Below are 23176 nucleotides of genomic sequence, written 5' to 3'. Positions count from 1 at the left end.
CGCGGTCATGTGTGTGCCTGCAGCGCGGCCTGAAGGCCCGGTCACGGCCCTGCCTCTTCCTGCTGTTCGTGTGTGCCGGTCCGGGGGGCGCCCTGCACGAAGAGCTCCCCGGCGGCGCTCAGGTGCTCGAAGCGGCGCAGGGCGTGACGGGAGCGTTCCGGCTGTTCGAGGGCCACGGCGTCCACGAGCAGGCTGACGAGGGTGAGCATGGCGGCGGGGACGGCGGTGGTGGGGCCGAGCGTGACGGGCACCACGAGCGTCACGTCTGCCGCGCCGAGGACGGCGACGCTGGCGGGGTCGCCCACGAGCACGACCGGCACGCCCTGCGCCCGCAGCAGGCCGAGGAAACGGACGGTGTCGGTGGCGGGGCGCGGCGCGGCGATCAGCAGGGCGGCGTGGCGCGGCGTCCAGTGCGGCGCCTGCGTCATGAGGGCCGCGTCGACGGAGGTGTGCAGTCCCGTGCCGGGACGGAGCCTGGAGAGGTACAGGCTGGCGTGCACGGCGAGCGCGGCGGCGGCCGCGAAGCCCGCCACGACGACGTGATCGGCCGCCGCGAGGAACGAGGCGGCCCGCCGGAAGTCGGGGTGGTCGAGCAGCGGACCGAGGGCCTGCAGGGCGAGCGTCTCGCCGCGCAGGACGGCCGCGTGCGGGCTGCCGGGCGGGGCATGCTCGAAGCGTTCGGCGGGCGCGTGTGCGGGCGCGTCGTGCAGCAGGGCCTCGCCGACGCCCGTGGTGAAGTGCGGGTAGCGCGTGAAGCCGAGCCGGGCCGCGAAGCGCGTCACGGACGACTGGCTGACGCCCGCGGCGGCGGCGAGGTCGGTGGCGCTCAGGAACGGCACGCGTTCGAGGTGCGCGAGGACGTGCAGGGCCAGCACGCGCTGCGCGCCGGTGAGGGCCGGAAGCTCGCGGTGCAGGAGGTCCGTGAGGCCCTGACGGTCCCGGAAGGGCGCGGCCCGGGTGGAGTGGTCCTGAGTGGGGTGATCGTGGGATTCGGGCGGCATGACGCTCCTCTTGAATGAATTCAGTCATATGCTACTCTTCTGATTGAGAGCATTCATCACCCCCGGCGGGACACCCCCCACCGGCCACGCCGCCCACGCCCGCTCCCGCAGGAGGCCCATGCACGCCGTCCCAGACCCCGACCTCACCGCCCAGGTCACCGCGTGGCGCCGCCACCTGCACCGCCACCCGGAACTCTCCTTCCAGGAACACGACACCGCCGACTACGTCGAGACGCAGCTGCGCCACATGGATGGCCTGAAGGTCACCCGCCCCACCCCCACCAGCGTCCTCGCCGTCCTGCACGGCGCGGCGCCCGGACGCACCGTGCTGCTGCGCGCCGACATGGACGCCCTCCCCATCCAGGAGGACACCGGCCTGGACTACGCCTCCACGCGGCAGGGCGTCATGCACGCCTGCGGGCACGACGGGCACACCGCCATGCTGCTCGGCGCGGCCCTCACCCTCAGCCGCGAACGCCGCGACCTGCACGGCGAGGTGCGCTTCATCTTCCAGCACGCCGAGGAACTCTTCCCCGGGGGCGCGCAGCAGGTGGTGGACGCAGGCGTCATGGACGGCGTGGACACCGCCGTCGGCACGCACCTCTTCTCCACCCTCCCGGTCGGCCGGGTCGCCCTGAAGGCCGGAGCACTGATGGCCGCCCCCGACGTGTTCGAGATCACCGTGAAGGGCCAGGGCGGGCACGCCGCCATGCCGCACGAGACGACTGACCCCGTCGTGATCGCCGCGCACGTCATCACGGCCATGCAGTCCATCGTGTCCCGCCTGCGCGACCCGCTCGAACCGGCCGTCGTGAGCGTCACCACCCTGCGCGCCGGGAACGCCGACAACGTCATCCCCGACACCGCCACCCTCACCGGCACCGTCCGCACCTTCGACCCCGCCCTGCGGGACGCCATTCCCGCGCAGCTGGACCGCCTGGTGGGCGGCGTCACCGCCGCCTTCGGCGCGGCGCACACCATGACGTACACGCGCGGCTACCGCGCCACCGTCAACGACCCGGCCGTGACCCAGGTGCTGCGGCAGGTCGTGACGGACACGCTCGGCGAGCACGTCCTGATGGACGCCACGCCCACCATGGGCGGCGAGGACTTCAGCGCGTACCTCACGCGCGCCCCCGGCGCCTTCGTGCTGATCGGCGCGGGCAACCCCGGGAAAGGCATCGCCGCGCCGCACCACCACCCGCACTTCAGGATCGACGAGGACGCCCTGCAGATCGGCGTGCAGGTCCTGACCGGCGCCGCCCGCGCCCTCACCCGCCCCTGACCGCACCCCACCCGCCCCCGCTCCCCCTGGAGGTCTTCATGCGCGCTCCCCGGTCCATTCTGCTCGGCCTCACCCTCCTCCTCGCCGGTCACGCCGGCGCGGCCACCCTCGTGTACGGCAGCGGCGGCGACCCCGTCTCGCTGGAGAGCGGCAACATCAACGACACCAACTCCGCCATCGTCCAGAACCAGATCTACGACACGCTCACCAAGGTCCGCCCCGGCACCACCACCCTCACGCCGGGCCTCGCGAGCAGCTGGACCGCGAACGCCGACCGCAGCGTATGGACCTTCAACCTGCGCCGCAACGTCCGCTTCCACGACGGCACGCCCTTCAACGCCGACGCCGTGATCTTCAACGTCAACCGCTGGTGGAACCCCGCCAGCAGCGCAGGCGAACAGAAGACCTGGGAAAGCTGGAAACTCGTGTTCGGCCCGTCCAGAGGCCCCGACAGCGTCCTGAAGAGCGTCGGCAAGAACGGCGACTACACGGTGGTGTTCACGCTCGCCCGCTCCCTCGCGAACTTCCCCGACATGATCGGCGCGAACTTCTTCGGCATCGCCAGCCCCACCGCCGTCCGCAAGGCCGGCGCGGCGTACGGCACGCCCGCCGGCGGCGCGGTCGGGACCGGCCCGTACGTCCTCACGACCTGGCAGAGCGGCGTGCAGGTGAGCCTCAGGGCGAACGCGGCGTACTGGGGCGGCCGTCCCCGCACGGACGCGCTCGTCATCCGGTCCATCAAGGACCCCAGCGCCCGCCTGAACGAACTGCGGACCGGGAACGTCGACTTCGCCTGCGACCTCAACCCCGACAGCCTCCCCGCCATCCGCGCCGACAAGGCCCTCACGGCCGTGCTGCGCCCCAGCTTCAACGTCGGCTTCCTGAGCCTGAACACCCGGCAGGAAGCGCTGAAGAACGTCAAGGTCCGCCAGGCGATCCGGCTCGCCCTGAACCGCCGCGCCGTGGTGGACGCCTTCTGGGGGGAGCTCGGCACGGCCGACAACAGCTTCCTGCCGCCCGCGCTCGGCTGGGCGAACAGCCGCAAGGTCGGCGCGGTCACGTCCGACCCGGCCGCCGCCAAGAAACTCCTCGCGGACGCCGGGTACCCGAACGGCCTCACCCTCGACCTGTGGTACATGCCGGTGTCCCGCCCGTACTTCCCCACCCCGAAACCCATCGCCGAGGCGTTCGCGGCGGACCTGCAGGCGGTCGGCATCAAGGTCACGCTGCGCACCGAGGACTGGGCGACGTACCTCGCGGACCGCAACAAGGCGCCCGGCTTCGACATGTACATGATCGGCTGGACCGGGCAGTTCGGGGCGCCCGCGAACTTCTACGACGCCTTCTACGGGCCGGGCGGCGTGAGCGACTCGAACTACGGGAACGCGCAGGTGCAGGACCTGCTGGTGCGCGCCGCGTCCGCGAAGACGCGCGGGCAGCAGGCGAGCCTGTACGGACAGGTGCACGACCTGACCGACGCGGCCGCCGTCCGCATCCCGGTCGTGCACTCGCGCCCGCTGTGCGCGACGCGCGCCACCCTGAGCGGCTGGGTGCCGAACCCCGCGAACAGCGAGCAGTTCTGGACCGTCACGAAGTGACCCGCGCGTGACCCCGGACACCCCCGCTCCGGACACGGCACCTCGCGCCTCGCGCACCTGGACGGCCACCTTCCCGTGGGAGGGCACGCGCCTGCGAGACCGTCTCGCGGACCTGCTCGGCACGCGGCCCACGGGAGACGCGTGGACGGTCCGGGCGTACGTGTCGGAATCCCCGGAGCTGCGCGAGGTGCTGCGCGGCCAGCTGCAGGACCTCCTGCGGGTGCGGGGCGTGCCGGGCCGCGTGCGGGTGCGCAGCGCGTACAAGACGGCGTACTTCTGGCTGACGGAGGAGGTGCGTCCCGTGTGGCGCCGCAGCGGGGCCGACACCCTGAGCGTCACGTACCCGCCCGGCGCGACGGGGCGGTTCCTGCAGGAACTGTACCCGCTGTCGGCCGAACTGGAAGACGAGGGCGTGCAGTTCCGCGCCGCGCAGGGCGACGAACCGGGCGTGTACCGGGCGAAGCTCAGCCGGGCGGGCCGCCCGCTTTGGGAGGGACAGTGCGAGGTGCCGCTCCGCGCGCGCGTGACGCTGGACGGCCGGGACGTGCTCGCCCCGACCGGACGCCTCACGGTGCAGATCGGCCCGGACCTGCACCGTGAGGCGTTCCCGACGGACGCGGAACTCGTGTGGGACTGGTACGCGGAACAGGTGATGCCGGGGCTGCACGCCGCCGTGCACGGCACAGCCGCGCAGCCCACCTGGGAGGACCTGCGCGTCACGGTGCACGCGTCCGAACCGGACGTGCCGCTCGCCCTGACCGGCGAGCGCGTCAGCATGACCGAGGCGCTCGCCGAGGACCTGTACTTCGGGACGCTGGACGCCCTCAAGGCGCGGGCGGGCCTGGGCGTGGACGCCCGCACCCTGATGCCGGGCCGGATCATTCCGGTCGTGCTGGCCGCGCCCGGGCAGGACACGCGCGTCACGGTGCACCTGACCTTCCCGGCACGGTCGCACGCCGCCGTGGCCCCCCCCTGGGAACCGCCCGACCCACCGGACGGCTGGAGCGGCGCCGTGTCCGGTCCGCTCGCCCCGGCCCGCGTATGGGCGCAGGCCCGCGCCGCCGCCCGGGACGCCGGGCTCACCTGGACGGTGCCCGCGACGAGCGCGCGCGGCCGACCCGTTCCCGCCGTGCTGCGCGCCGCGGCAGGTGCGTCCGCGGCGGGGGGCGGCGTGCTCGTCACGGGCGGCCAGCACGCCAACGAGACGACCGGCCCGGTCGCCGCCCTGAACCTCATCCGCACCCTCGCGGCAGGCCCGCGGCCCTTCGCGGTCCTCCCGCTCGAAAACCCCGACGGGGCCGACCTGCACCGCGCCCTGACGCAGCGCCAGCCGGAGCACATGCACCACGCGGCCCGCTACACCGCGCCCGGCGACGACCTCGAAGCGAGACTCCGGGCCGGCGACACCCGCTGGGAGGCAGGCGCCCGTGACTGGGCCGCGCGGGCCGTGCAGGCGGACCTGCACCTGAACCTGCACGGCTATCCCGCGCATGAATGGGTGCGGCCCTTCAGCGGGTACGCGCCGCACGGCTTCGAGTCGTGGGCCGTCCCGACCGGGTTCCTCACCATCGTCCTGTACCGCCCGGACCTCGCGGGCCAGGCCCGCGCGCTCGCGCACGCCGCCGCGCAGGTCCTGGACGCCCTGCCGGACGTACGCGACCTCACGCGGCGCGCCCTGCGCGCCCACGCCGCCCACACCCTCTCACCGCACTTCGAGCTCGTGGACGGCTGGCCGTTCATGCTGCGGCCCGCCACCCACCTGCTGTGCCCCGTCACCGTGATCACCGAGGCGCCCGACGAAACCGTGTACGGCGAACGCTTCCGGATGCTCGTCCGCGCGCAGGAGGCCGTCTGCCGCGCCGCGCTCGCCCTCCACGCCCGGGGCGACCTGACCTGAAGGCCGGTGACGGCGGGCCGTGCCCCGTGCATACTGGAGGCCAGGCCCCCACATCCACAGCTGCCCCACCCCGTCCGGCGGCCCATCGCCCGCGGGCTGCCCCCGTTCCGTCACGGAACACTGGACTCCCACCCATGAAGAACCGTTCCCTGCTGCTCACGCTCGGCCTGCTCGCCGCCGCCGGCCTGTGGTGGACCTCCAGACGCACCGGGGCGACCCCCCGCCCGCGGCCTGCTGCGCCCACCCCGGACGGTGACCCGCTCGACGTGCTGATCGTCGGGGCGGGCCTGTCGGGCATCGGCGCGGCCCGGCACCTGCTCGCCCGCTCGCCCGGACAGACCTTCGAGATCCTCGAGGCGCGCCACGCCATCGGCGGCACCTGGGACCTGTTCAGGTACCCGGGCGTGCGCTCCGACTCGGACGTGCACACGCTCGGGTACAGCTTCAAACCGTGGGAGGGCAACCAGTCCATCGCGGACGGCCAGGACATCCGCGCGTACATCCGCGAGGCCGCCGACGAGGCGGGCGTCACGCGGCGCGTCCGGTTCGGGCAGCGCGTCACGCGCGCCGACTGGTCCACCCCGGACGCCCTCTGGACCGTCACGTCCGAACACCAGGACGAGGACGGAACGCTCCGCACCACCTCGCGCCGCGCCCGCTTCGTGTTCCTGTGCAGCGGGTACTACAGCTACGACGAGGCGCACCGCCCGACCTTCCCGGACGAGGGGGTCTTCACGGGCCGCATCGTGCACCCGCAGTTCTGGCCGCCGGACCTCCCGTACGCCGGGAAGCGCGTCGTCGTGATCGGCAGCGGCGCGACCGCCGTGACGCTCGTGCCCGCGCTCGCCCGCACGGCCGCGCACGTCACGATGCTGCAGCGCTCCCCGTCCGACGTGGCGAGCCGCCCGGGGACCGACGAGACGGCCGTCCGCCTGCGCCGCCTCGCGCCCGCCCCCGTCGCGCACGCCCTGGTGCGCTGGAAGAACATCCTGACGGGCCTCTTCTACTACAGCGTGGCGCGCCGCAACCCGGACCTCTTCCGTGCGAACCTGCTGCAGGCGGCCCGCGAGGCGATCGGCGAGCGCTTCGACGCGCGTCACTTCACGCCCAGCTACCGCCCGTGGGACCAGCGGGTGTGCGCCGTGCCGGACGGAGACCTGTTCACCGCCATCCGCGACGGGCGCGCGACCGTCGTGACCGACACCGTCGCCGCCTTCACGCCCGGCGGCCTGCAGCTCACGTCCGGAGAGCACCTCCCGGCCGACATCGTCGTGACGGCCACCGGCCTGAAACTCAACGTGCTGGGCGACGTGCGCTTCACGCTGGACGGCGAGCCGCTCGACGTGAGCCGGGCCCTGCTGTACAAGGGCATGATGCTGAGCGGCGTGCCGAACTTCGCGTACGCGTTCGGGTACACGAATTCCTCCTGGACGCTGAAGGCGGAACTCACCGCCGACTACGTGTGCCGCCTGCTGAACCGCATGCGCCGCCGCGGGGAGCGCGTGGTGCGGCCCGTCCGCGGCGCGGGCGTCGAGGAACGCCCGATGCTGGACTTCAGCTCCGGGTACATCACGCGCAGCGCCGGGCAGCTGCCGAAACAGGGATCGCGGCGGCCGTGGCAGGTGTACCAGAACTACCTGCTCGACAAGTACACCATTCAGTTCTCGCCGCTGGACGACGGCACGCTGGAATTCACCGGCCGGACGTGAGGCGGCGCGTCCGGGCGCCACGCTTGCCGGACCGCCCGCCGCTGCGCCAGACTGAACGGGCAGTACCGTTCAGTTCAGCAGGCCTGTCCCCCGCCCAGCCTCCCATCCCCCCGGAGCGTCCCCATGGCCAGACTCGTGATCAGCGAATTCCTCACCCTCGACGGCGTCATGGAACACCCCGCCTGGAGCGCCCCCTACTGGAGTGACGACATCGCGGCCTTCAAGGCGCAGGAAATGCAGGCCGCGCAGGCCCTGCTGCTCGGTCGGCGCACGTACGAGGCCTTCGCGCAGGCGTGGCCCGGCAGCGCCGACCCCGGCGCGCCCCGCATGAACGCCGTCCCCAAGTACGTCGTCACCCGCACCCTCACGCACGCCACCTGGCAGAACACCACCGTCCTGCAGGACGTCGAACGGGACGTGCCGCGCCTCAAGGACACGCTGGACGGCGACCTGCTCGTGTACGGCAGCGGCGACCTCGCCCTCACCCTGCTGCGCGCCGGACTGGTGGACGAACTGAACCTGCTCGTGTACCCCGTCACGCTCGGCGCGGGCCAGCGCCTCTTCCCGGACGGGCACGCCCCGCAGACGCTCACCCTGACGGAAGCCCGGCCGTACCCGGGCGGCGTGCTGCTGCTCCGCTACGCGCCCACCCCGGCAGGCTGAAACTCCGGCACGCACGGTATCCTGCAGCCCGGACGGCACGCCGCGCGCGTCCGCCCGGAAGGAGCAACGCATGCCCACCCCCCTCAAACAGGCCGTGGACCCCGAAGACACCCTGGGCCGCCTCGACGTGCGCCTCGGCCGGATCGTCCGCGCGGACCCGGAACCCGGCGCCCCGAAACCCGCGTACCGCCTCACCGTCGACTTCGGGAAGTACGGCGTGAAGACCAGCGTGGGCCGCTTCACGCAGGCGTCCCCGGACGCCCTGGTGGGCCAGCAGGTGCTCGGCGTGCTGAACTTCCCGGCCCGGCAGGTGGGCGACGTGACGTCCGAGGTGCTGATCCTGGGCGTGCAGGTGCCCGGAGCGGACAGCGGCGAGGCGACCCCGCTCGTCCCGCTCACCGCCGCGAAACTCGGCAGCAAGGTCTTCTGAACCGGCCAGAGCGGGGGCGCGCTCGGCGGACGCTCGCACCGCCCGGCTGAACACCCGGAGGTCAGCGCAATCCGGGATCAGCCGGCCGTGCGCGCCTGCGGGACGGCCAGCACGCCGAGGGCGTCGCCCGTGACGCGGCACACCCGCCAGTCCGGCAGCACGTCCGCGCCCAGGCGGCGGTAGAAGCGCTGCGCGTCCACGTTCCAGTCGAGGACCGTCCACTCGAAGCGGCCGTACCCGCGCGCCACGGCCACGCCCGCCAGGTGCCGCAGCAGCGCCTCTCCCAGCCCCGCGCCCCGCTGGGCGGGCTGCACGTACAGGTCCTCCAGATACAGGCCCGGCAGGCCCAGGAACGACGAGAAGTTCGTGAAGTACAGCGCATACGCCACGAGGCGACCGTCCAGTTCCGCGACGACCGCCTCCACTGCCGGACGCTCCCCGAACAGCGCCGCGTTCAGGCGCTCCGGCGTGAGCTGCACCTCATGCTCCAGCGCCTCGAACGCCGCGAGTTCCCGCACGAGCGCCACGATGCCGGGAACGTCACGCCCGGACGCGGCCCGCACGGATGGAAGAGAAGAAGTCATGCCCGCATGCTAGCGGGCAGAGCAGCGGGGAGGGCAGGCCGACCGGGCCTGCCCTCCCCCGCTGTCCGCTGCGGAACGCGTCTCGTCCGGAGTCCGGATCAGTCGTCCCAGCCGGCGAGGACCTTGTCGAGCGTGATCGGGAAGTCGCGCACGCGGACGCCCGTGGCGTTGTACACGGCGTTCGAGACGGCCGCGCCGACCCCGCTGATCCCGAGTTCCCCGAGGCCCTTGGCGCGCAGCGGGCTGGACGCGTCGTCGAGCTCGTCGAGGAAGATCACGTCCATGTCCGGGATGTCCGCGTGCACCGGCACGTGGTACTCGCCAAGGTCGTGGTTCACGAACAGGCCGAGGTCGTGGTCGACGTGCAGTTCCTCCATCAGCGCGGACCCGATGCCCATGGTCATGCCGCCCAGGCACTGGCTGCGGGCCGTGGTGGGGTTCAGAATGCGTCCCGCCCCGACGACGCTCAGCGCGCGGTTCACGCGGATCTCGGCGGTGTAGGCGTTTACGCGGACCTCCACGAAGTGCGCCCCGAAGCCCGCCTGCATGAACTGCTCGTCGAGGTCGCCGTACGTCATGCTGCCGGTGGCGCTCACGCCTTCCTTCCCGGCGAGGTCGCTCAGCAGGGTGCACTCGGCGCCCTGCCAGACCTTGCCGTTCCGGAACACGGCGTTCGCGTACGTGTACCCGGCCTTCCTCGCGAGGTCGCGGCGCAGCGCGTCGCACGCGGCGTACACGCCCGCCGAGGCGCTGTTCGCGCCCCACGAGCCGCCGGACCCGCTGGATTCGGGGTACTCGCTGTCTCCGAGGCGCACCTGCACCTGCTCCAGCGTCACGCCGAGCATCTCGGCAGCCGCCTGCCCGAGGATGGTGTAGCTGCCGGTGCCGATGTCGGTCATCTGCGTCTCGACGGTGACGGTCCCGCCGGGCTCCAGGCGGATGGTCGCGCCGGACGGCTTGACGAGGTTCGTGCGGAACGCGGACGCGACGCCGTACCCGATGAACCACTCGCCGTCCCGGCGCTCCTTTGGCGTGCGCGGGCGGTCGTCCCACCCGAAGGCTTTCGCGCCGGTCCGGAGGGCCTGCGCGAGCCTGCGGGACGAGAACGGGCGTTTCGGGCCTTTCTCCGGGTCGAACTGCACGTCGTTCATGAGGCGCAACTCGACCGGGTCGAGGCCGAGCTTCTCGGCGAGTTCGTCCATCGCGCCCTCGATGGCGAGCATCCCGACGGCCTCGCCGGGCGCGCGCATGCTGGCGCCGGGCGGCAGGTCGAGTTCCGTCTTGCGCGTCTGGATGCGGCGGTGCTCCCCGGCGTACAGGTACTTCGTCTGCTCACAGGCGGGTTCCGTGTCGCCGCCCGGGAGGTTCCCGGTCCACGCCTCGTGCCCGACGGCCGCGAGGTTCCCGGCACGGTCCGCACCGAGCCGGACGCGCTGGATGGTCGCGGCTCGGTGCGAGGTGTTGTTGAAGGTCAGCGGGCGCTGCAGCGCCGTCTTGACGGGGCGGCCCAGCAGGCGCGCGGCGGCGGCGGACAGCACCGCGTCCGAGAAGTACAGCAGTTTCGTGCCGAAACCCCCACCCACGTAGGCGCTCACGACACGGACGTTCTTCTGCGGGACCTTCAGCGTCAGGGCCAGCCCGCGCTTCACCCAGTGCACGACCTGGTGCGCGGTGTACACGGTGAGCTGCTCGCCCTCCCAGTGCGCGACGGTCGCGTGCGGCTCCATCGGCGCCTGCGACTGGTCCGGGGTGGTGAAGGTCAGGTCGACCGTCACCTCGGCCGCGCCGAAGGCCTTGTCGAAGTTCCCGACGACGCTGTCCACCGCGTCGTCCGGTTCCTTGCCGCTGTCCACCGTGTCCGCGAGGGTGAACTGGCCGCTCTGCGCCTCGTACGTCACCTCGATCAGGCTGGCGGCGGCGCGCGCCTGCTCGAAGGTCTCGGCGACCACGAACGCGACCGCCTGGTGGTAGTGGTTCACCTCCGGCCCGGCGAGCTGCGGGGACGCGTCCTCCTGCTGCGGGACGGGCGTGTCGGACCTGCCCTGCGCGGGCATGGTCTCGTGCGTCAGGACGAGCAGCACGCCCGGGGCGGCCTCGGCGGCCGACGTGTCGATGGCCGTGATCTTGCCCTTGGCGATCCCGGCGCCGAGCACGAAGCCGTACGTGGGCGCCTCGGGCAGCTGGTACTCGTAGGCGTACGTGGCCTGCCCGGTGACCTTCAGCGGGCCTTCGATGCGGGTGTGGGGGCGCGTGACGACGCGTTCCTGGTCGATGGGGTTGGGCGTGGCGGGCTGGTCGAACTTCATTTCGGCTCTCCGGGAGTGGCGTGCTCCTCCAGCACGGCGGTCAGCGTGCGGCGCAGCAGCGGGATCTTGAAGGCGTTCTGTTCGGTGGGGCGCGCGTCCGCGAAGGCCGTGCCGATCACGGCCCGGGCACGCCCGTCAGGTGCGGACCCGGCTCCGGCAGTCTCGGCCTGCTCGTCCCGCCACGGGCGGGGGGCGACGCCGCCGAACGCGAAGCGGGACTCCCGGCCGTTCAGGATCGCCGCGACCGACACGAGCGCGAAGGCGTACGAGGCGCGGTCACGGACCTTGCGGTACACGTGCGTGCCCCCGACCGGGGGCGGCAGCGTGACGCCCGTGATGAGTTCACCCGCCTCCAGCGTCGTCTCCAGGTGCGGCGTGTCGCCCGGCAGGCGGTAGAAGTCGTCCAGGGCCAGGGCACGCGTCGTGCCGTCGGCCTGCAGGGTGTTCACGGTGGCGTCCAGCACGCGCAGCGCGACGGCCATGTCCGACGGGTGCTGCGCGATGCAGGCGTCCGACGTGCCGATCACCGCGAGCGGGCGGCTCAGGCCCGTCAGGGCCGCGCAGCCGCTGCCGGGTTCGCGCTTGTTGCACGGCAGGTTCGTGTCGTAGAAGTACGAGCAGCGCGCCCGCTGCAGCAGGTTCCCGCCTGTGGTGGCCTTGTTGCGGATCTGACCGGACGCGCCTGCCAGGGTCGCGCGTGACAGCACGCCGTACTCGGCCATCACGCGCGGGTGGCTGGCGAGGTCGGTGTTCGTGACGAGCGCGCCCACGTGCAGCCCGCCGTCCGTCGTGTCCGTGACGCGGTTCAGGTCCAGGCGACCAATGTCCACGAGGTGCGAGGGGCGTTCGATGTCGAGCTTCATCAGGTCGAGGAGGTTCGTGCCGCCCGCGATGAACTTCGCGCCCCCCGCCACGGTCGCCCCGGCGGCCGCTTCGGGCGTGGACGCGCGCTCGTACGTGAAGGCCCTCACTGCGCGCCCTCCTGCGGGGCGGCCCCGTTCTGCCGGGCGTGCACCTCGCTGACGGCCGCGATGATGTTCGGGTACGCCGCGCAGCGGCAGATGTTCCCGCTCAGGCGCTCGCGCAGCTCCTCGGCGCTGAAGGTCACGTCGTCCAGGTTCTGGGTCACGTGGCTCGGCACGCCGCGCGCGATCTCGTCGAGCGCGCCCACCGAGGAGCACAGCTGCCCCGGCGTGCAGTACCCGCACTGGTACCCGTCATGCCGGAGAAAAGCGTCCTGCAGCGGGTGCAGCGCCTCCGGCGTGCCGAGGCCCTCCACCGTCGTGACGGCCTGCCCGTCGTGCATGACGGCCAGCGTCAGGCAGCTCAGGACGCGCGTGCCGTCCACCAGCACGGTGCAGGCCCCGCACTGCCCGTGATCGCAGCCCTTCTTGGTGCCGGTCAGGTGCGCGTGCTCGCGCAGCGCGTCCAGCAGCGTCACGCGCGGGTCGAGGGTCAGGGTGCGCTCCTCCCCGTTCACGGTGAGCGTCACGGGCAGGTCCGCGGGGACGTGCGGCGGGGTTCGGTCGGTGTCCCGGGGGGACGGGTCGGTCTGCGTCATGGATGGAACCTCCACAGGGTTCGAGTCTCGGATGGGGGCAGGGTCCGCGTGGCGCGGCCCGCCGCAAGGCACGGGCGGGGCGTCACGGTGGGCCCTGCAGCTGAACCGTGGCCCTCAGCTTCGCGTGAATTCCGGCCTCGCGCACCACGCTTGGGTGAAGCCCGCTTCACGAAGCGCCGCGGACGGTGTCCCGCTCGTCATTTCCTCCCGCTCTCCCGCAGGGCGTCCTCCATGTGCCGGTACGCTTCCACGGCCTTCAGGCTGCTCAGCCCGAGGTGACGCACCATCACGGCCGGGTCGTGCGTGCTCTGCCACAGGTGCAGCGCGAACGCGGACCGCAGGGCCGTCCACGGGCGGTACGGGACGTTCGCGCGCAGGCACAGGCGCCGCAGGCGCGCGTTGACGGCGAACGTGTCCCGGAACGAGAAGACCGTCCCGTCGGCCAGCAGGCCCCCGTTCCGCGCCGCCCAGGCACGCAGCGCGTCGTCCAGCCGCGCGTCCTTCGGGACGAGGCGCGCGCCTGCCCGCACGGTCGCCTGCGTGAGCTGCGCGTCCGCCCACGTGAAGCGCACCACCTCACCCGTCGTGAGGCCCGCCCGGACGCCCAGCAGCACCAGCGCCCGCTCCTCCTCCCCGTCCACGTGCGCGAGCAGGACGTCCACCTCGGCAGGCGCGTAATGCGCCCGTCCCTCCCCGGGACGCGCCTGCGGACGCGGGGGCTTCAGGCCCAGCAGCGGATCGTAGGTGGCAGGCAGGAGGCCCAGCGTCCGGAACGCCGCGTACAGCGCCCGCAGGCGCGAGTGCAGCGCCGCCGCGTGCCCCGCGTCCAGCGGCGCGAACGACAGCGCGTACGCCTCCAGGAACACCCGGTCAGGGCGCAGCACGTCCGCGCCCTGCGCCCGCGCGAACGTCAGGTAGCGCTTCAGGGCCGAACGGTGATTCCGGCGCGTCAGCGGATGAGGGGGCAGCAACGGCGCGACCGCCTCCCACACCCCGTCCACGTCGAACGACGAGAGCGCCACGCGCAGGTCCGGCAGGGCAGGAGAGGGCATACCTCAAGAATGATTTAAAATCGGGAACAAATCAACCATGACATGGGTCTAAATTTACGTTGGCCCAGCGCCTCCGCCCATGCCCAAGCTTGGTGAAAAGCGTCTGGACGAGGTGGAAGTCCAGAGATGCAGAAAAGAAAATACTGCTTTCGTCTCCGGCGGAGCAGTCTAAACGGTCGAGTGTATAAAATAATAGATCACCGAGGTCGTCCCGGACTCCCGTCAGCCGGCTGGCCTCAGTTCACAGCGAGGTTTCCGGGACCGCGCTGGTGCACGGTGACGGGCAGTGTCCGCACCTGCGGGTCGGCGCTCAGGCCGTCGAGGCGCGCGAACAGCAGTTCGGCTGCCTGACGGCCCATCTCGACGGCGTCGTACGCGACGACGGTGACGGGGGTGGGCAGCATGCCGGCGAGGTCGAAGTCGTCGAAGACGGCGAGCGGAATCCAGTGTTTGCGGCGGTGCATGCCGTTCAGGGCGCCGATGGCGATGCGGTTGTTGGTGGCGAACACGGCGGTGGGGGGTGCAGGGAGGTCGAGGAGGTCGGTCATGGCGGTCTCGGCCTGCGTTTCACCGTGGAAGCCCTGGCGGAGCAGGGTGGCGTCCGGGGTGACCTTCTGCTGCCGGTGCGCGTCGTGGTAGCCGGCGATGCGTTCGGCGCCGGTGAAGACGGCGCTCTCGCCGTCGATGACGGCGACGCGGGTGTGACCGGCCTGCAGGAGTGAGGTGACGGCGAGGGCGGCGCCGTGGCGGTTGTCGAGGAGGACGGTGTCGAGGGGCGGGTGGGTGTGGACGGGGCGGTCGACGGCGACGACGGGCAGGCCGCGCAGGAAGGCGGGCGAGAGGTAGTCGTGCTGGCCGAGGGTGGGGACGATGATGAGCCCTTCGATGTTGTGCTGGAGGAGGGCGTCGATGAGCTGGCGTTCGCGGTCGGGGCGTTCGTCGCTGCTGGTGGTGAGGAGGAGGTGGCCGCGGCGGTGGGCGACGTCCTCGATGCCGCGGGCGATGGCGGAGTAGAAGGGGTTGCCGAGGTCGCCGGTGACGAGGCCGATGAGGGCGGAGGTCTGGCCGGGGCGGAGGCTTCTGGCCTGTTCGTTGCGGCGGAAGCCGAGTTCGGCGATGGCCTGCTGGACGCGGGCGCGGGTGAGGGGGTCGACGGGGGTCTCGTTGTTCACGACTCTGGAGACCGTCTTGGCGCTGACGCCGGCGATGCGGGCGACGTCGTGCATGGTGGGACGGCGGCTCATGCGCCCGATTGTACAGGGGGGCTGCGCATGCGCGGGGCGTATTGACAGGGGATGGGGGTCCGGGTACAGTCATGTCAACGTTGTCATAAAGGATTCGACGCCCCGGCCAGTACGGGACGACCGCCCGTCATGGTGCCCCCACGCACCGTGACGACCGCCCACACCCCAAGGAGCGCCCATGACCGACCCCGCCCCCCCCACCCCACTCCTCGAAGCGCGCGGCATCACCAAACGCTACGGCCAGGTCGAAGCGCTGCGCGGCGCGGACTTCAGCGTCTACCCCGGCGAGGTCGTCGCCCTGCTCGGCGACAACGGCGCAGGCAAAAGCACCCTCGTCAAGGCCATCACCGGCACCGTCACGCCCGACGACGGCCAGGTGTACTTCGAGGGCCGCCCCGTCACGCTGCACTCCCCCCTCGACGCCCGCAACCTCGGCATTGAGACGGTCTTCCAGGACCTCGCGCTCGTCCCCGACATGGACCCCGCCGGAAACCTCTTCCTCGGCCGCGAGATTCTGAGGCCCGGCCTGCTCGGCCGGCTCGGGATGCTCGACCGGCGCGCCATGCACGACCGCACCGTCGAGGCCTTCACGCGGCTCGGCGTGAACATCCAGGACGCGCAGGCGAAGGTGATCGGCATGTCCGGCGGGCAACGGCAGGGCGTCGCCGTGGCGCGCGCCATGGTCTGGGCCAGCAAGATGGTCCTGATGGACGAACCCACCGCCGCCCTCGGCGTGGTGCAGGCCCGCAACGTCAACGACCTGATCCTGCGCGTCAAGGCGTCCGGCGTGGCCGTCGTGCTCGTCAGCCACAACATGCAGCACGTCTTCGAGGTCGCCGACCGCATCGAGATCCTGCGGCTCGGGCGGCGCGTCGCGACGTTCCGCAAGGACGACACCACCATCGAGGAAGTCGTGGCCGCCATGACGGGCCTGAACGTCCAGAGCGCGGGGGCCGCGTGAGCGCCTCCAGCCGCACGGACCGCGCCGCTCCGGGCCACATGGGCCTGACCCTGCGCCGCCTCGCCGGATCGCAGGCGATGCTGACGACCGGGACGCTCCTCGTCGTGATGGCCGTGTTCTCGGCCCTGTTTCCCGGCAAGTTCGCCACGCTCTACAACCTGCAGACGCTGGTCGTCGACTACTCCGGCATCGTGCTGCTCGGGGTGGGCCTGACCTTCATCATGACGAGCGCCCGGTTCGACCTGTCGGTCGGCGCGGTCCTCGTCCTGTCGTGCGTGCTCGGCGCGACGGCGATGGGCCGCGTGGGCGGCGCGGACGGCGGGTGGGGCGCGGTGCTGCTCGGCCTGCTCGTCTGCCTCGGGACGGGCCTCGTCGCCGGACTCGTGAACGGCTTCCTGATCGTGAAGGCGCGCGTGCCGAGCATCATCGTCACGCTCGGCACGCTCAGCGTCGCGCAGGGCGCCGCGTACGTCCTGACGGGCGGCGTGGACCTGTACGACGTGCCGAAACCCATGCTCGACGCCATCGGCCAGGGCCGACTGCTGGGCCTGCCGGTCCCGGTGATCGTGGCGGGCGTCGCCGTGCTGATCGGCTCGTTCGTGCTCTCCCAGACGCGCTTCGGGCAGTACACCTGCGCCATCGGCTCGAACGCCGAGGCGGCTCGCCGGGCAGGCATCAACGTGGACCGCGTCGCGATCACCCTGTACCTCATCTCCGGGCTGGGCGCGGGCCTCGCGGGCTTCATGAGCCTCGCCCGGTTCGGCAGCACCACCCTCGCCGCGCACCAGGGCGACAACCTCACCGCGCTGCTCGGCGTGGTGCTGGGCGGCACCAGCCTCTTCGGCGGGACGGGCACCGTGGTCGGTACGGCCGTCGGCGTGTTCATTCCCGGCGTGCTCTCGAACGGCCTCGTGATGATGCGCGTCCTCCCGTACTGGCAGTACATCATCGTCGGCATCGTCCTGATCGGCGTGGTGTACATCGACCTCGTGAAACGCCGCGGCCGCACCGAAGGCGGCTGACCCCCTCCCCCACTCCACCCGCACGACCCGAATCCACCCTTCACGGCCTGTACCGGGCCAGCCACAGGAGTCCAGCATGAAGAAGCACACCATGATCGCCCGCGCCGCCCTCGCCGTCACCGCCACTCTCACGCTCGCCGCGTCCGTCAGCCCCGCGCACGCGCAGGCCAGCGGCAAGAAGTACCGGATCGCGCTGATCCTCGGCACGACCACCGACAACTTCTACACCTCCATGCAGTGCGGCGCGCAGGCCGCCGCCCGCCGCCTCGGGGACGTGGAGCTCACGGTGCAGGGCGCGCCCCGCTGGGACGCCACCATGCAGACGCCCGTCGTGAACGCCGTCACCGCCAGCAACGTGCAGGCCATCGCCATCGCCGTGAACGACGGCCGCGCCCTGTACGCGCCGCTCAAGGCCGCCAGCGACAAGGGCATCAAGATCATCGGGGTGGACACGCGCCTCGCGGACTCCAGCTTCGTGGTGACGAACATCTCCTCCGACAACCGCGCGCTCGGCGCGGAAGCGGCCCGCACCCTCGCGAAACTGATGGGCAACACCGGGACCGCGCTCGTGCCGCCCATCACGCCCGGCATCACCACCGTCGCCGACCGCATCCAGGGCTTCCTCGACGAGATGAAAGCCAACCACCGCAACATCAAGGTGGTGTACAAGGGGGCGAGCGAGGACGCGTCCGCGTTCAGCGCGGCGTTCGCGGCGAACCCCGACATCACCGGCATGTTCCTCATCGCGAACAACGAGGCGCTCGTCGCGGCCGGCGCGATCCGGCAGCTGCCGCAGGAACGGCGCGAGAAGATCAGCGTCGTGAGCTTCGACGCGGCGCCCGCCCTGGTGCAGTCGCTGAAGGCCGGGCAGATCCAGGCGATCGTGGCGCAGAAGCCCGCCGAGATGGGCGCCCTCGCCGTCGAGAACGCCCGCCGCGCCCTGATGGGTCAGAGCGTCCCGAAGAACATCCCGACAGGCGGGGTGGGCCTCACCGTCAGCAACATCAAGCTGCCCGCGTTCTCGCAGTACGTGTACAAGTCCAGCTGCAACTGAGGCCGGGCGGGGCGCACTCCCCTGCCCCGCCCGTCTTTCGCTGCGCGCCGCGTGTCCCGCTTCCGGCGCGCGGCGCTGCCCTCTCCGTTTCCCTCCCGGCCCCGGAACGGGGTCGCGCTCAGGATGGTTTCCCGCGTGAATCGACTTCAGGACGCCCGCCCGCCCGCCGCCCAGCCTTCCGTCACGCCGCCCCGGCCCGCTCAGCCGCCCGTCCACAACACGCCCATGCCGGACGCGCGGCGCGCCCTGACGCCCGCCATGCACGCCACTGTCGCCCGCGTCCGGACAGCGCTGCCGCACGACCCGCAGCTCGCGCAGGTGTTCGAACGCTGCTACCCGAACACCTTCCAGACGACGCTGGAGGACCTGGGGGACGGGCGGACCTTCGTGGTGACGGGCGACATTCCCGCCATGTGGCTGAGGGACTCGGCCGCGCAGGTCTCGCCGTACCTGCCGCTGTGCGCGCACGACGCGGAGGTGCGCGCCCTGGTGGCGGGCGTGATCCGGCAGCAGGCGCACCTCGTGCTGAAGGACCCGTACGCGAACGCCTTCAACCGGCACCCCGGCAGCGAGTACTCCTTCGACAGACCCGCGCCGGGCCCGGAGGTGTGGGAACGCAAGTTCGAGCTGGACAGCCTGTGCGCGCCGGTGCTGCTGGCCTGGCGGTACTGGCGGGAGACGGGCGACGCGGACCCGCTCTCGGCGCTGCGGCCCGCGCTGGACGTGATCCTGGACGTGATGACGGCCGAGCAGGACCACGCGGCCCGCAGCGCGTACACCTTCGAGCGGCCCGCCGAGTACTGCGTCCTGCCGACCGACACCCTCCCGGACGCGGGGCGGGGCGCGCCGTGCGCCGTGACGGGCCTGATCTGGTCCGGGTTCCGGCCGAGCGACGACGCGTGCACGTACCCGTACCTGATCCCCGCGAACGCGATGGCGGTGGTCGCGCTGCGGCGCGCGGCGGACCTCGCGCGGGCCGTGTACGGCGACCCGCAGCTCGCGCGGCGCGCGGCAGAACTCGCCGGCAGCGTGCAGGCGGGCCTGGAGGCGCACGGCACGGTGGAGCACCCGGAGTTCGGGCGGATCTGGGCGTACGAGACGGACGGCCTGGGGCATCATGTGCTGATGGACGACGCGAACGTGCCGAGCCTGCTGTCCCTCCCCTACCTCGGGTACTGCTCGCCGAACGACCCGCTGTACCTGAACACCCGGAACTTCGTGCTGAGCGCCAGTAACCCGCACCGGCACGCGGGAGCGCACGCGGCCGGTGTCGGCAGTCCGCACACGCCGGGCCGCCGGGTGTGGCCCATCGCGCTGTGCATGCAGGCCCTGACGGCGCAGCCGGACGACGCCGGGCGTGCCGAGACGTGGGACCTGCTGCGCGTGCTGGCGGGCACGACCGCCGGGACCGACCTGATGCACGAGTCCTTCGACCCGGACGCGCCGGACGTGTACTCGCGCCCGTGGTTCGCGTGGGCGAACAGCCTGCTCGCCGAGACGGTCCTGCACGCCGTGGACGGCGGGAGGAGCGCGTGACGCTCTCCCTCGCGGAGCGGCGCCTGCGGGCGCTGGAGGCGCAGGTGCAGGCGATCGGCGCGTGGCGGGACCGGACGTGGGTGACGGTGGACGACTGGACCTTCCAGGCGCCGGGCGGGCCGCAGGCACCGCTGCGGGTGGGGGACGCGTGGCCGGCACGCACGGCGGGCACCGGCCCGACTGCGGTCACCGGCCCGGACGGCCGGGACGCCCCCGCCTTGCTGCGGGGAGCGGCGCGCGTCCCGGACGCCCTGACGGGCGGGATGCTCGTGCTGGAGCTCGACGTGGGCGGCGAGGCGCTCGTGACGGTGAGCGTGGACGGCGAGCAGGTGTACCGGGGCGGCCTGAACCCCTACCATCGCCGCCTTCCGCTCGGGACGGGCGTCTCGGCGGGCGCTTCCGTGACGGTTGAGGTGCAGGCCGTGGCGCGCGGCCTGTTCGGGTCGCCCGTCCCGAGACCGCACCTGGAGGCGGCGCGCCTGAGCGTCCCGCAGGCGGACGTGGAGGAACTCGCGCTCACGCTCTCCGTCACGGCGTCCGCCGCGCGCGCCCTGCAGGAGCGTGATCCGGAGGTGACGGACGCGCTGCTGAACGTGACGGAGGGCGTGCTGCGCCGCCTGGACTGGCCGAGCGGCGCGGACGCGCACCTCGCGCGGCTGCACGCGCTGGGCGGCGGTGAAGCGTTCACGCAGGGCATCTGGCGGGCGCCGGACCCGCTGCCCGCCGCGTCTCCGCTGCCGGAAGACGCGCTCGTCCGGGTCCGGCAGGCCCTCGCGGAGCTGCGGGCCGGTCTGACCCACCTGCGGGAGAGGTTCCCGGCGCGCGGGCAGCTCGCGCTGAGCGGGCACGCGCACCTGGACCTGGGGTGGCTGTGGCCGGTGCACGAGACGCGCCGCAAGGCGCAGCGGACGCTCGGGACGGTGCTGGAACTCATGCGGGCCGACCCGGACTTCGTGTTCAACCAGTCGTCCGCGCAGCTGTACGCGTGGCTGGAGCACGACGACCCGCAGCTGTTCGCGCAGCTGCGGGAGCGCGTGCAGGAGGGGCGCGTGGAACCGGTGGGCGGCATGTGGGTCGAGCCGGACGCGCAGATGACGGGCGGCGAGGCCATGGCCCGGCAGCTCCTGTACGGCCAGCGGTACTTCCGGGAGACGTTCGGGCGCACCTGCACGGTCGCGTGGCTGCCCGACACCTTCGGCTTCACGCCCGCCCTGCCGCAACTGCTGCTGCAGGCGGGCGTGACGGGATTCTTCACCACGAAACTCAACTGGAACGAGGAGACGCGCTTCCCGCACGACCTGTTCCACTGGGAGGGCCTCGACGGGAGCCGCGTGGTGGCGCACAGCGTCGACAATCCCGGCGGGCACAGTCCCGGCCTGGGCGGGTACAACGGCGACGTGCAGGCGGGCGACCTGCTCGGCGCGTGGGGGAACGCGCGCGGACGCGCCCTGCCCGCGTGGGAGGAGCGCGCCCCGGAGAGCCTCTTCACCTTCGGGTACGGAGACGGTGGGGGCGGCCCGACCGGCGAGATGCTGCAGCGCTACCGGGTGCTGCGGGACTTCCCGGCGCTCCCCCGCCTGCGGATGACGCGGGTGGACGAGTTCTTCGCACGCCTGCCGCGCGCGGGGCTGCCGGTGTGGCGCGGGGAACTGTACCTGCAGCTGCACCGGGGCACGCTCACGGCCCAGGCGCGCGTGAAGCGGCTCAACCGGCAGGCGGAGCACCGCCTGATGGAGGCCGAAGCGCTCACCGCCTGGAGCGGCGAGGTGGGCGCGGACGTGTTCGCCTCGCTGTGGAAAGCCGTGCTGCTCAACCAGTTTCACGACATCCTGCCGGGCTCCAGCATCCGTGAGGTGTACGACACGGCCCTCCCCGAACTGGAGGGCGTCGTCGCGCGCGCCGGGCAGCTGGTGCAGGCCGGGCAGCGCGCTGTCCAGGACCGCTGGACGGTCGCGAACCCGCAGCTGTGGGACCGGCCCCTCACGGCCGTGCTGCCGGACGTGGCGGGCGACGTGACCGTCACGCTGAACGGTGAGCGCCTCCCCACGCAGGAGGTCGAGGGCGGCCTGCTCGTGCACGCGGACCGGCACGTGGTTCCCGCGTGCGGCCAGGTCACGCTCGTCACGGAACCCGCCACCTCTGACCACCCTGCCCCAGGCCACGCCCACCTCACGGCGAGCCTCCCGGAGGCGGCGGTGCGCGCCGCGCTGGAGGGCGACCGCGCGGTCCTCTCGCACCGGGGCCTGCGGGCCGTGATCGGGCCGGACGGGACGCTCACGCACCTGACGGACCTGCGGCAGGACCGCGAGATGCTCGGCACGGACGGGCACCGCCTGCTGGCGTACCCGGACCTGCCGTACGCCTGGGAGGCGTGGGACGTCGCGCACGGCCTCGACGAGACGGTAGACCACGCCAACGGCCGCCCGCTCGACGGTCCCTGCACCGTGCAGGTCCTGCAGGACGGCCCGCTGCGCGCCACGGTGCGCGTCCGTCAGGCGTGGCGGGAGAGCGTGATCGTGCGCGACTTCACGCTGCACGCGGACCGGCAGCGGCTGGACGTCCAGACCCGCGTGGACTGGCACGAGCGGCGCATGCTGCTGCGCGCCGTGACGCACACCACCCTGCACGCGCACGAGACGTGGGCGGAAACCGCGATGGGCGCGCAGGCCCGCGCGAACCACCGCAACATGCCGCACGACGCCGCGCAGTTCGAGGTGAGCGCCCACCGCTGGCTGGACCTCTCCGAACCCGGCTCGGGCCTGTCCGTGCTGAACGACGGCCGCTACGGGCACAGCGCCCTGCACGGCACGCTCGCGCTGAGCGTGGTGCGCGGCCCGATGTGGCCCGACCCGGAAGCGGACCTGGGACCGCACGAGTTCACGTACGCCCTCTACCCGCACGCGGGCGACTGGCGGTCGGCCGGAACGGTGCGGGAGGGCCTGGACCTCAACAGTCCGCTCGTCGTGCTGCCGGGCGAGCGGGACGCCGCGCCGCCGCTGCGCGTGTCGGGCCTGCCGCTCGTCCTGAGCGCCCTGAAACGCGCCGAGGACGGGGACGGCGTGATCGTGCGCGTGTATGAGGCGCACGGGGAGCGCGGTCGCGCCACCCTGCACCTCGCGGGCCTGACGGGCGCGTGCCGCGTGAACCTGCTCGAAGACCCTTCAGGCGACAATGCATTGGAGGACGGGGCGCTGGACGTGACGGAGGGCCGGGTGACCTTCGGGGTGAAGCCCTTCGAGATCGTCACGCTGAAGGTCACGCGGTCGTCCTGAC

The 23176-nt window shown here is 72.5% G+C and carries 18 protein-coding genes; 11 read left to right on the top strand and 7 right to left on the bottom strand.

The genetic code is table 11. The features are described 5' to 3' along the window. Window positions 1–41: 41 nt before the first annotated feature. The gene (locus IEY33_RS04850) at window positions 42–1001 is read right to left on the bottom strand and encodes a MurR/RpiR family transcriptional regulator (protein ID WP_188961141.1); all 960 of its coding nucleotides are present in this window, start codon (window positions 999–1001) and stop codon (window positions 42–44) included. A 118-nt stretch (window positions 1002–1119) separates the two neighbouring features. Here IEY33_RS04850 and IEY33_RS04845 point away from each other — a divergent pair, with 118 nt between their 5' ends. From IEY33_RS04845 to IEY33_RS04820, 6 genes are all read left to right on the top strand, one after another. Further along, the gene (locus IEY33_RS04845) at window positions 1120–2286 is read left to right on the top strand and encodes an amidohydrolase (RefSeq protein WP_188961140.1); all 1167 of its coding nucleotides are present in this window, start codon (window positions 1120–1122) and stop codon (window positions 2284–2286) included. Between the two features lie 38 nt (window positions 2287–2324). Further along, window positions 2325–3884, top strand: coding sequence for an ABC transporter substrate-binding protein (locus IEY33_RS04840; protein ID WP_188961139.1), 1560 nt, complete (start codon window positions 2325–2327; stop codon window positions 3882–3884). 7 nt (window positions 3885–3891) lie between these two features. Next, a complete protein-coding gene (locus IEY33_RS04835; RefSeq protein WP_188961138.1) occupies window positions 3892–5781 on the top strand; it encodes a M14 family metallopeptidase in 1890 nt (629 codons plus the stop codon). 134 nt (window positions 5782–5915) lie between these two features. Next, window positions 5916–7490 carry a flavin-containing monooxygenase gene (locus IEY33_RS04830; protein ID WP_188961137.1) on the top strand — a complete coding sequence of 525 codons (1575 nt, stop codon included), beginning with the start codon at window positions 5916–5918 and terminating at the stop codon, window positions 7488–7490. Between the two features lie 123 nt (window positions 7491–7613). After that, window positions 7614–8153: a dihydrofolate reductase family protein gene (locus IEY33_RS04825; protein ID WP_188961136.1), complete on the top strand. Its 540-nt coding sequence runs from the start codon at window positions 7614–7616 to the stop codon at window positions 8151–8153. Between the two features lie 70 nt (window positions 8154–8223). Then, complete coding sequence (locus IEY33_RS04820; RefSeq protein WP_188961135.1) at window positions 8224–8583, top strand: tRNA-binding protein; 360 nt, start codon at window positions 8224–8226, stop codon at window positions 8581–8583. 77 nt (window positions 8584–8660) lie between these two features. Here IEY33_RS04820 and IEY33_RS04815 read toward each other — a convergent pair whose 3' ends face one another. The 6 genes from IEY33_RS04815 to IEY33_RS04790 form a co-directional block, all read right to left on the bottom strand. Further along, window positions 8661–9167, bottom strand: coding sequence for a GNAT family N-acetyltransferase (locus IEY33_RS04815; RefSeq protein ID WP_188961134.1), 507 nt, complete (start codon window positions 9165–9167; stop codon window positions 8661–8663). Window positions 9168–9265: 98 nt separating this feature from the next. Beyond that, window positions 9266–11473, bottom strand: a complete 2208-nt coding sequence (locus IEY33_RS04810) for a xanthine dehydrogenase family protein molybdopterin-binding subunit (protein ID WP_188961133.1) — start codon at window positions 11471–11473, stop codon at window positions 9266–9268. After that, complete coding sequence (locus IEY33_RS04805) at window positions 11470–12444, bottom strand: FAD binding domain-containing protein (protein ID WP_188961132.1); 975 nt, start codon at window positions 12442–12444, stop codon at window positions 11470–11472. The genes IEY33_RS04810 and IEY33_RS04805 overlap by 4 nt, the downstream gene beginning before the upstream one ends. Then, the gene (locus IEY33_RS04800; RefSeq protein ID WP_188961131.1) at window positions 12441–13034 is read right to left on the bottom strand and encodes a 2Fe-2S iron-sulfur cluster-binding protein; all 594 of its coding nucleotides are present in this window, start codon (window positions 13032–13034) and stop codon (window positions 12441–12443) included. Before IEY33_RS04800 ends, IEY33_RS04805 begins: the two co-directional genes overlap by 4 nt. Before the next feature lie 197 nt (window positions 13035–13231). Continuing rightward, complete coding sequence (locus tag IEY33_RS04795; protein WP_188961130.1) at window positions 13232–14086, bottom strand: tyrosine-type recombinase/integrase; 855 nt, start codon at window positions 14084–14086, stop codon at window positions 13232–13234. A 236-nt stretch (window positions 14087–14322) separates the two neighbouring features. Continuing rightward, window positions 14323–15330 carry a LacI family DNA-binding transcriptional regulator gene (locus IEY33_RS04790; protein WP_188961129.1) on the bottom strand — a complete coding sequence of 336 codons (1008 nt, stop codon included), beginning with the start codon at window positions 15328–15330 and terminating at the stop codon, window positions 14323–14325. A gap of 178 nt (window positions 15331–15508) precedes the next feature. Here IEY33_RS04790 and IEY33_RS04785 point away from each other — a divergent pair, with 178 nt between their 5' ends. The 5 genes from IEY33_RS04785 to IEY33_RS04765 all read left to right on the top strand — a co-directional run bounded on the left by IEY33_RS04785 (window position 15509) and on the right by IEY33_RS04765 (window position 23175). Next, on the top strand, window positions 15509–16291 hold the full coding sequence (locus IEY33_RS04785; RefSeq protein WP_188961128.1) for an ATP-binding cassette domain-containing protein: 783 nt from the start codon (window positions 15509–15511) through the stop codon (window positions 16289–16291). Next, the gene (locus IEY33_RS04780) at window positions 16288–17313 is read left to right on the top strand and encodes an ABC transporter permease (protein WP_229670776.1); all 1026 of its coding nucleotides are present in this window, start codon (window positions 16288–16290) and stop codon (window positions 17311–17313) included. Before IEY33_RS04785 ends, IEY33_RS04780 begins: the two co-directional genes overlap by 4 nt. A 76-nt stretch (window positions 17314–17389) precedes the next feature. Continuing rightward, window positions 17390–18367, top strand: coding sequence for an ABC transporter substrate-binding protein (locus tag IEY33_RS04775; RefSeq protein ID WP_229670775.1), 978 nt, complete (start codon window positions 17390–17392; stop codon window positions 18365–18367). A 135-nt stretch (window positions 18368–18502) separates the two neighbouring features. Continuing rightward, window positions 18503–19903 (top strand): glycoside hydrolase family 125 protein, encoded by a 1401-nt coding sequence (locus tag IEY33_RS04770; protein WP_229670774.1) that lies wholly within the window; start codon window positions 18503–18505, stop codon window positions 19901–19903. Further along, window positions 19900–23175, top strand: coding sequence for an alpha-mannosidase (locus tag IEY33_RS04765; RefSeq protein ID WP_188961127.1), 3276 nt, complete (start codon window positions 19900–19902; stop codon window positions 23173–23175). The genes IEY33_RS04770 and IEY33_RS04765 overlap by 4 nt, the downstream gene beginning before the upstream one ends. Window position 23176: the final 1 nt, after the last annotated feature.

The sequence above is a fragment of the Deinococcus aquiradiocola genome, assembly GCF_014646915.1.
Taxonomy (GTDB): Bacteria; Deinococcota; Deinococci; order Deinococcales; family Deinococcaceae; genus Deinococcus; species Deinococcus aquiradiocola.
The sequence above is the reverse complement of the archived record's forward strand: the minus strand, read 5'-3'. Positions and strand labels throughout refer to the sequence as shown.

Bases quoted from the DNA above. Each gene is read 5' to 3' on its own strand.
- IEY33_RS04820 (WP_188961135.1), top strand. From the start codon at position 8,224: ATGCCCACCCCCCTCAAACAGGCCGTGGACCCCGAAGACACCCTGGGC.
- IEY33_RS04815 (WP_188961134.1), bottom strand. From the start codon at position 9,167: ATGACTTCTTCTCTTCCATCCGTGCGGGCCGCGTCCGGGCGTGACGTT.
- IEY33_RS04840 (WP_188961139.1), top strand. From the start codon at position 2,325: ATGCGCGCTCCCCGGTCCATTCTGCTCGGCCTCACCCTCCTCCTCGCC.
- IEY33_RS04800 (WP_188961131.1), bottom strand. From the start codon at position 13,034: ATGACGCAGACCGACCCGTCCCCCCGGGACACCGACCGAACCCCGCCG.
- IEY33_RS04785 (WP_188961128.1), top strand. From the start codon at position 15,509: ATGACCGACCCCGCCCCCCCCACCCCACTCCTCGAAGCGCGCGGCATC.
- IEY33_RS04850 (WP_188961141.1), bottom strand. From the start codon at position 1,001: ATGCCGCCCGAATCCCACGATCACCCCACTCAGGACCACTCCACCCGG.
- IEY33_RS04825 (WP_188961136.1), top strand. From the start codon at position 7,614: ATGGCCAGACTCGTGATCAGCGAATTCCTCACCCTCGACGGCGTCATG.
- IEY33_RS04790 (WP_188961129.1), bottom strand. From the start codon at position 15,330: ATGAGCCGCCGTCCCACCATGCACGACGTCGCCCGCATCGCCGGCGTC.
- IEY33_RS04810 (WP_188961133.1), bottom strand. From the start codon at position 11,473: ATGAAGTTCGACCAGCCCGCCACGCCCAACCCCATCGACCAGGAACGC.
- IEY33_RS04775 (WP_229670775.1), top strand. From the start codon at position 17,390: ATGAAGAAGCACACCATGATCGCCCGCGCCGCCCTCGCCGTCACCGCC.
- IEY33_RS04830 (WP_188961137.1), top strand. From the start codon at position 5,916: ATGAAGAACCGTTCCCTGCTGCTCACGCTCGGCCTGCTCGCCGCCGCC.
- IEY33_RS04795 (WP_188961130.1), bottom strand. From the start codon at position 14,086: ATGCCCTCTCCTGCCCTGCCGGACCTGCGCGTGGCGCTCTCGTCGTTC.
- IEY33_RS04845 (WP_188961140.1), top strand. From the start codon at position 1,120: ATGCACGCCGTCCCAGACCCCGACCTCACCGCCCAGGTCACCGCGTGG.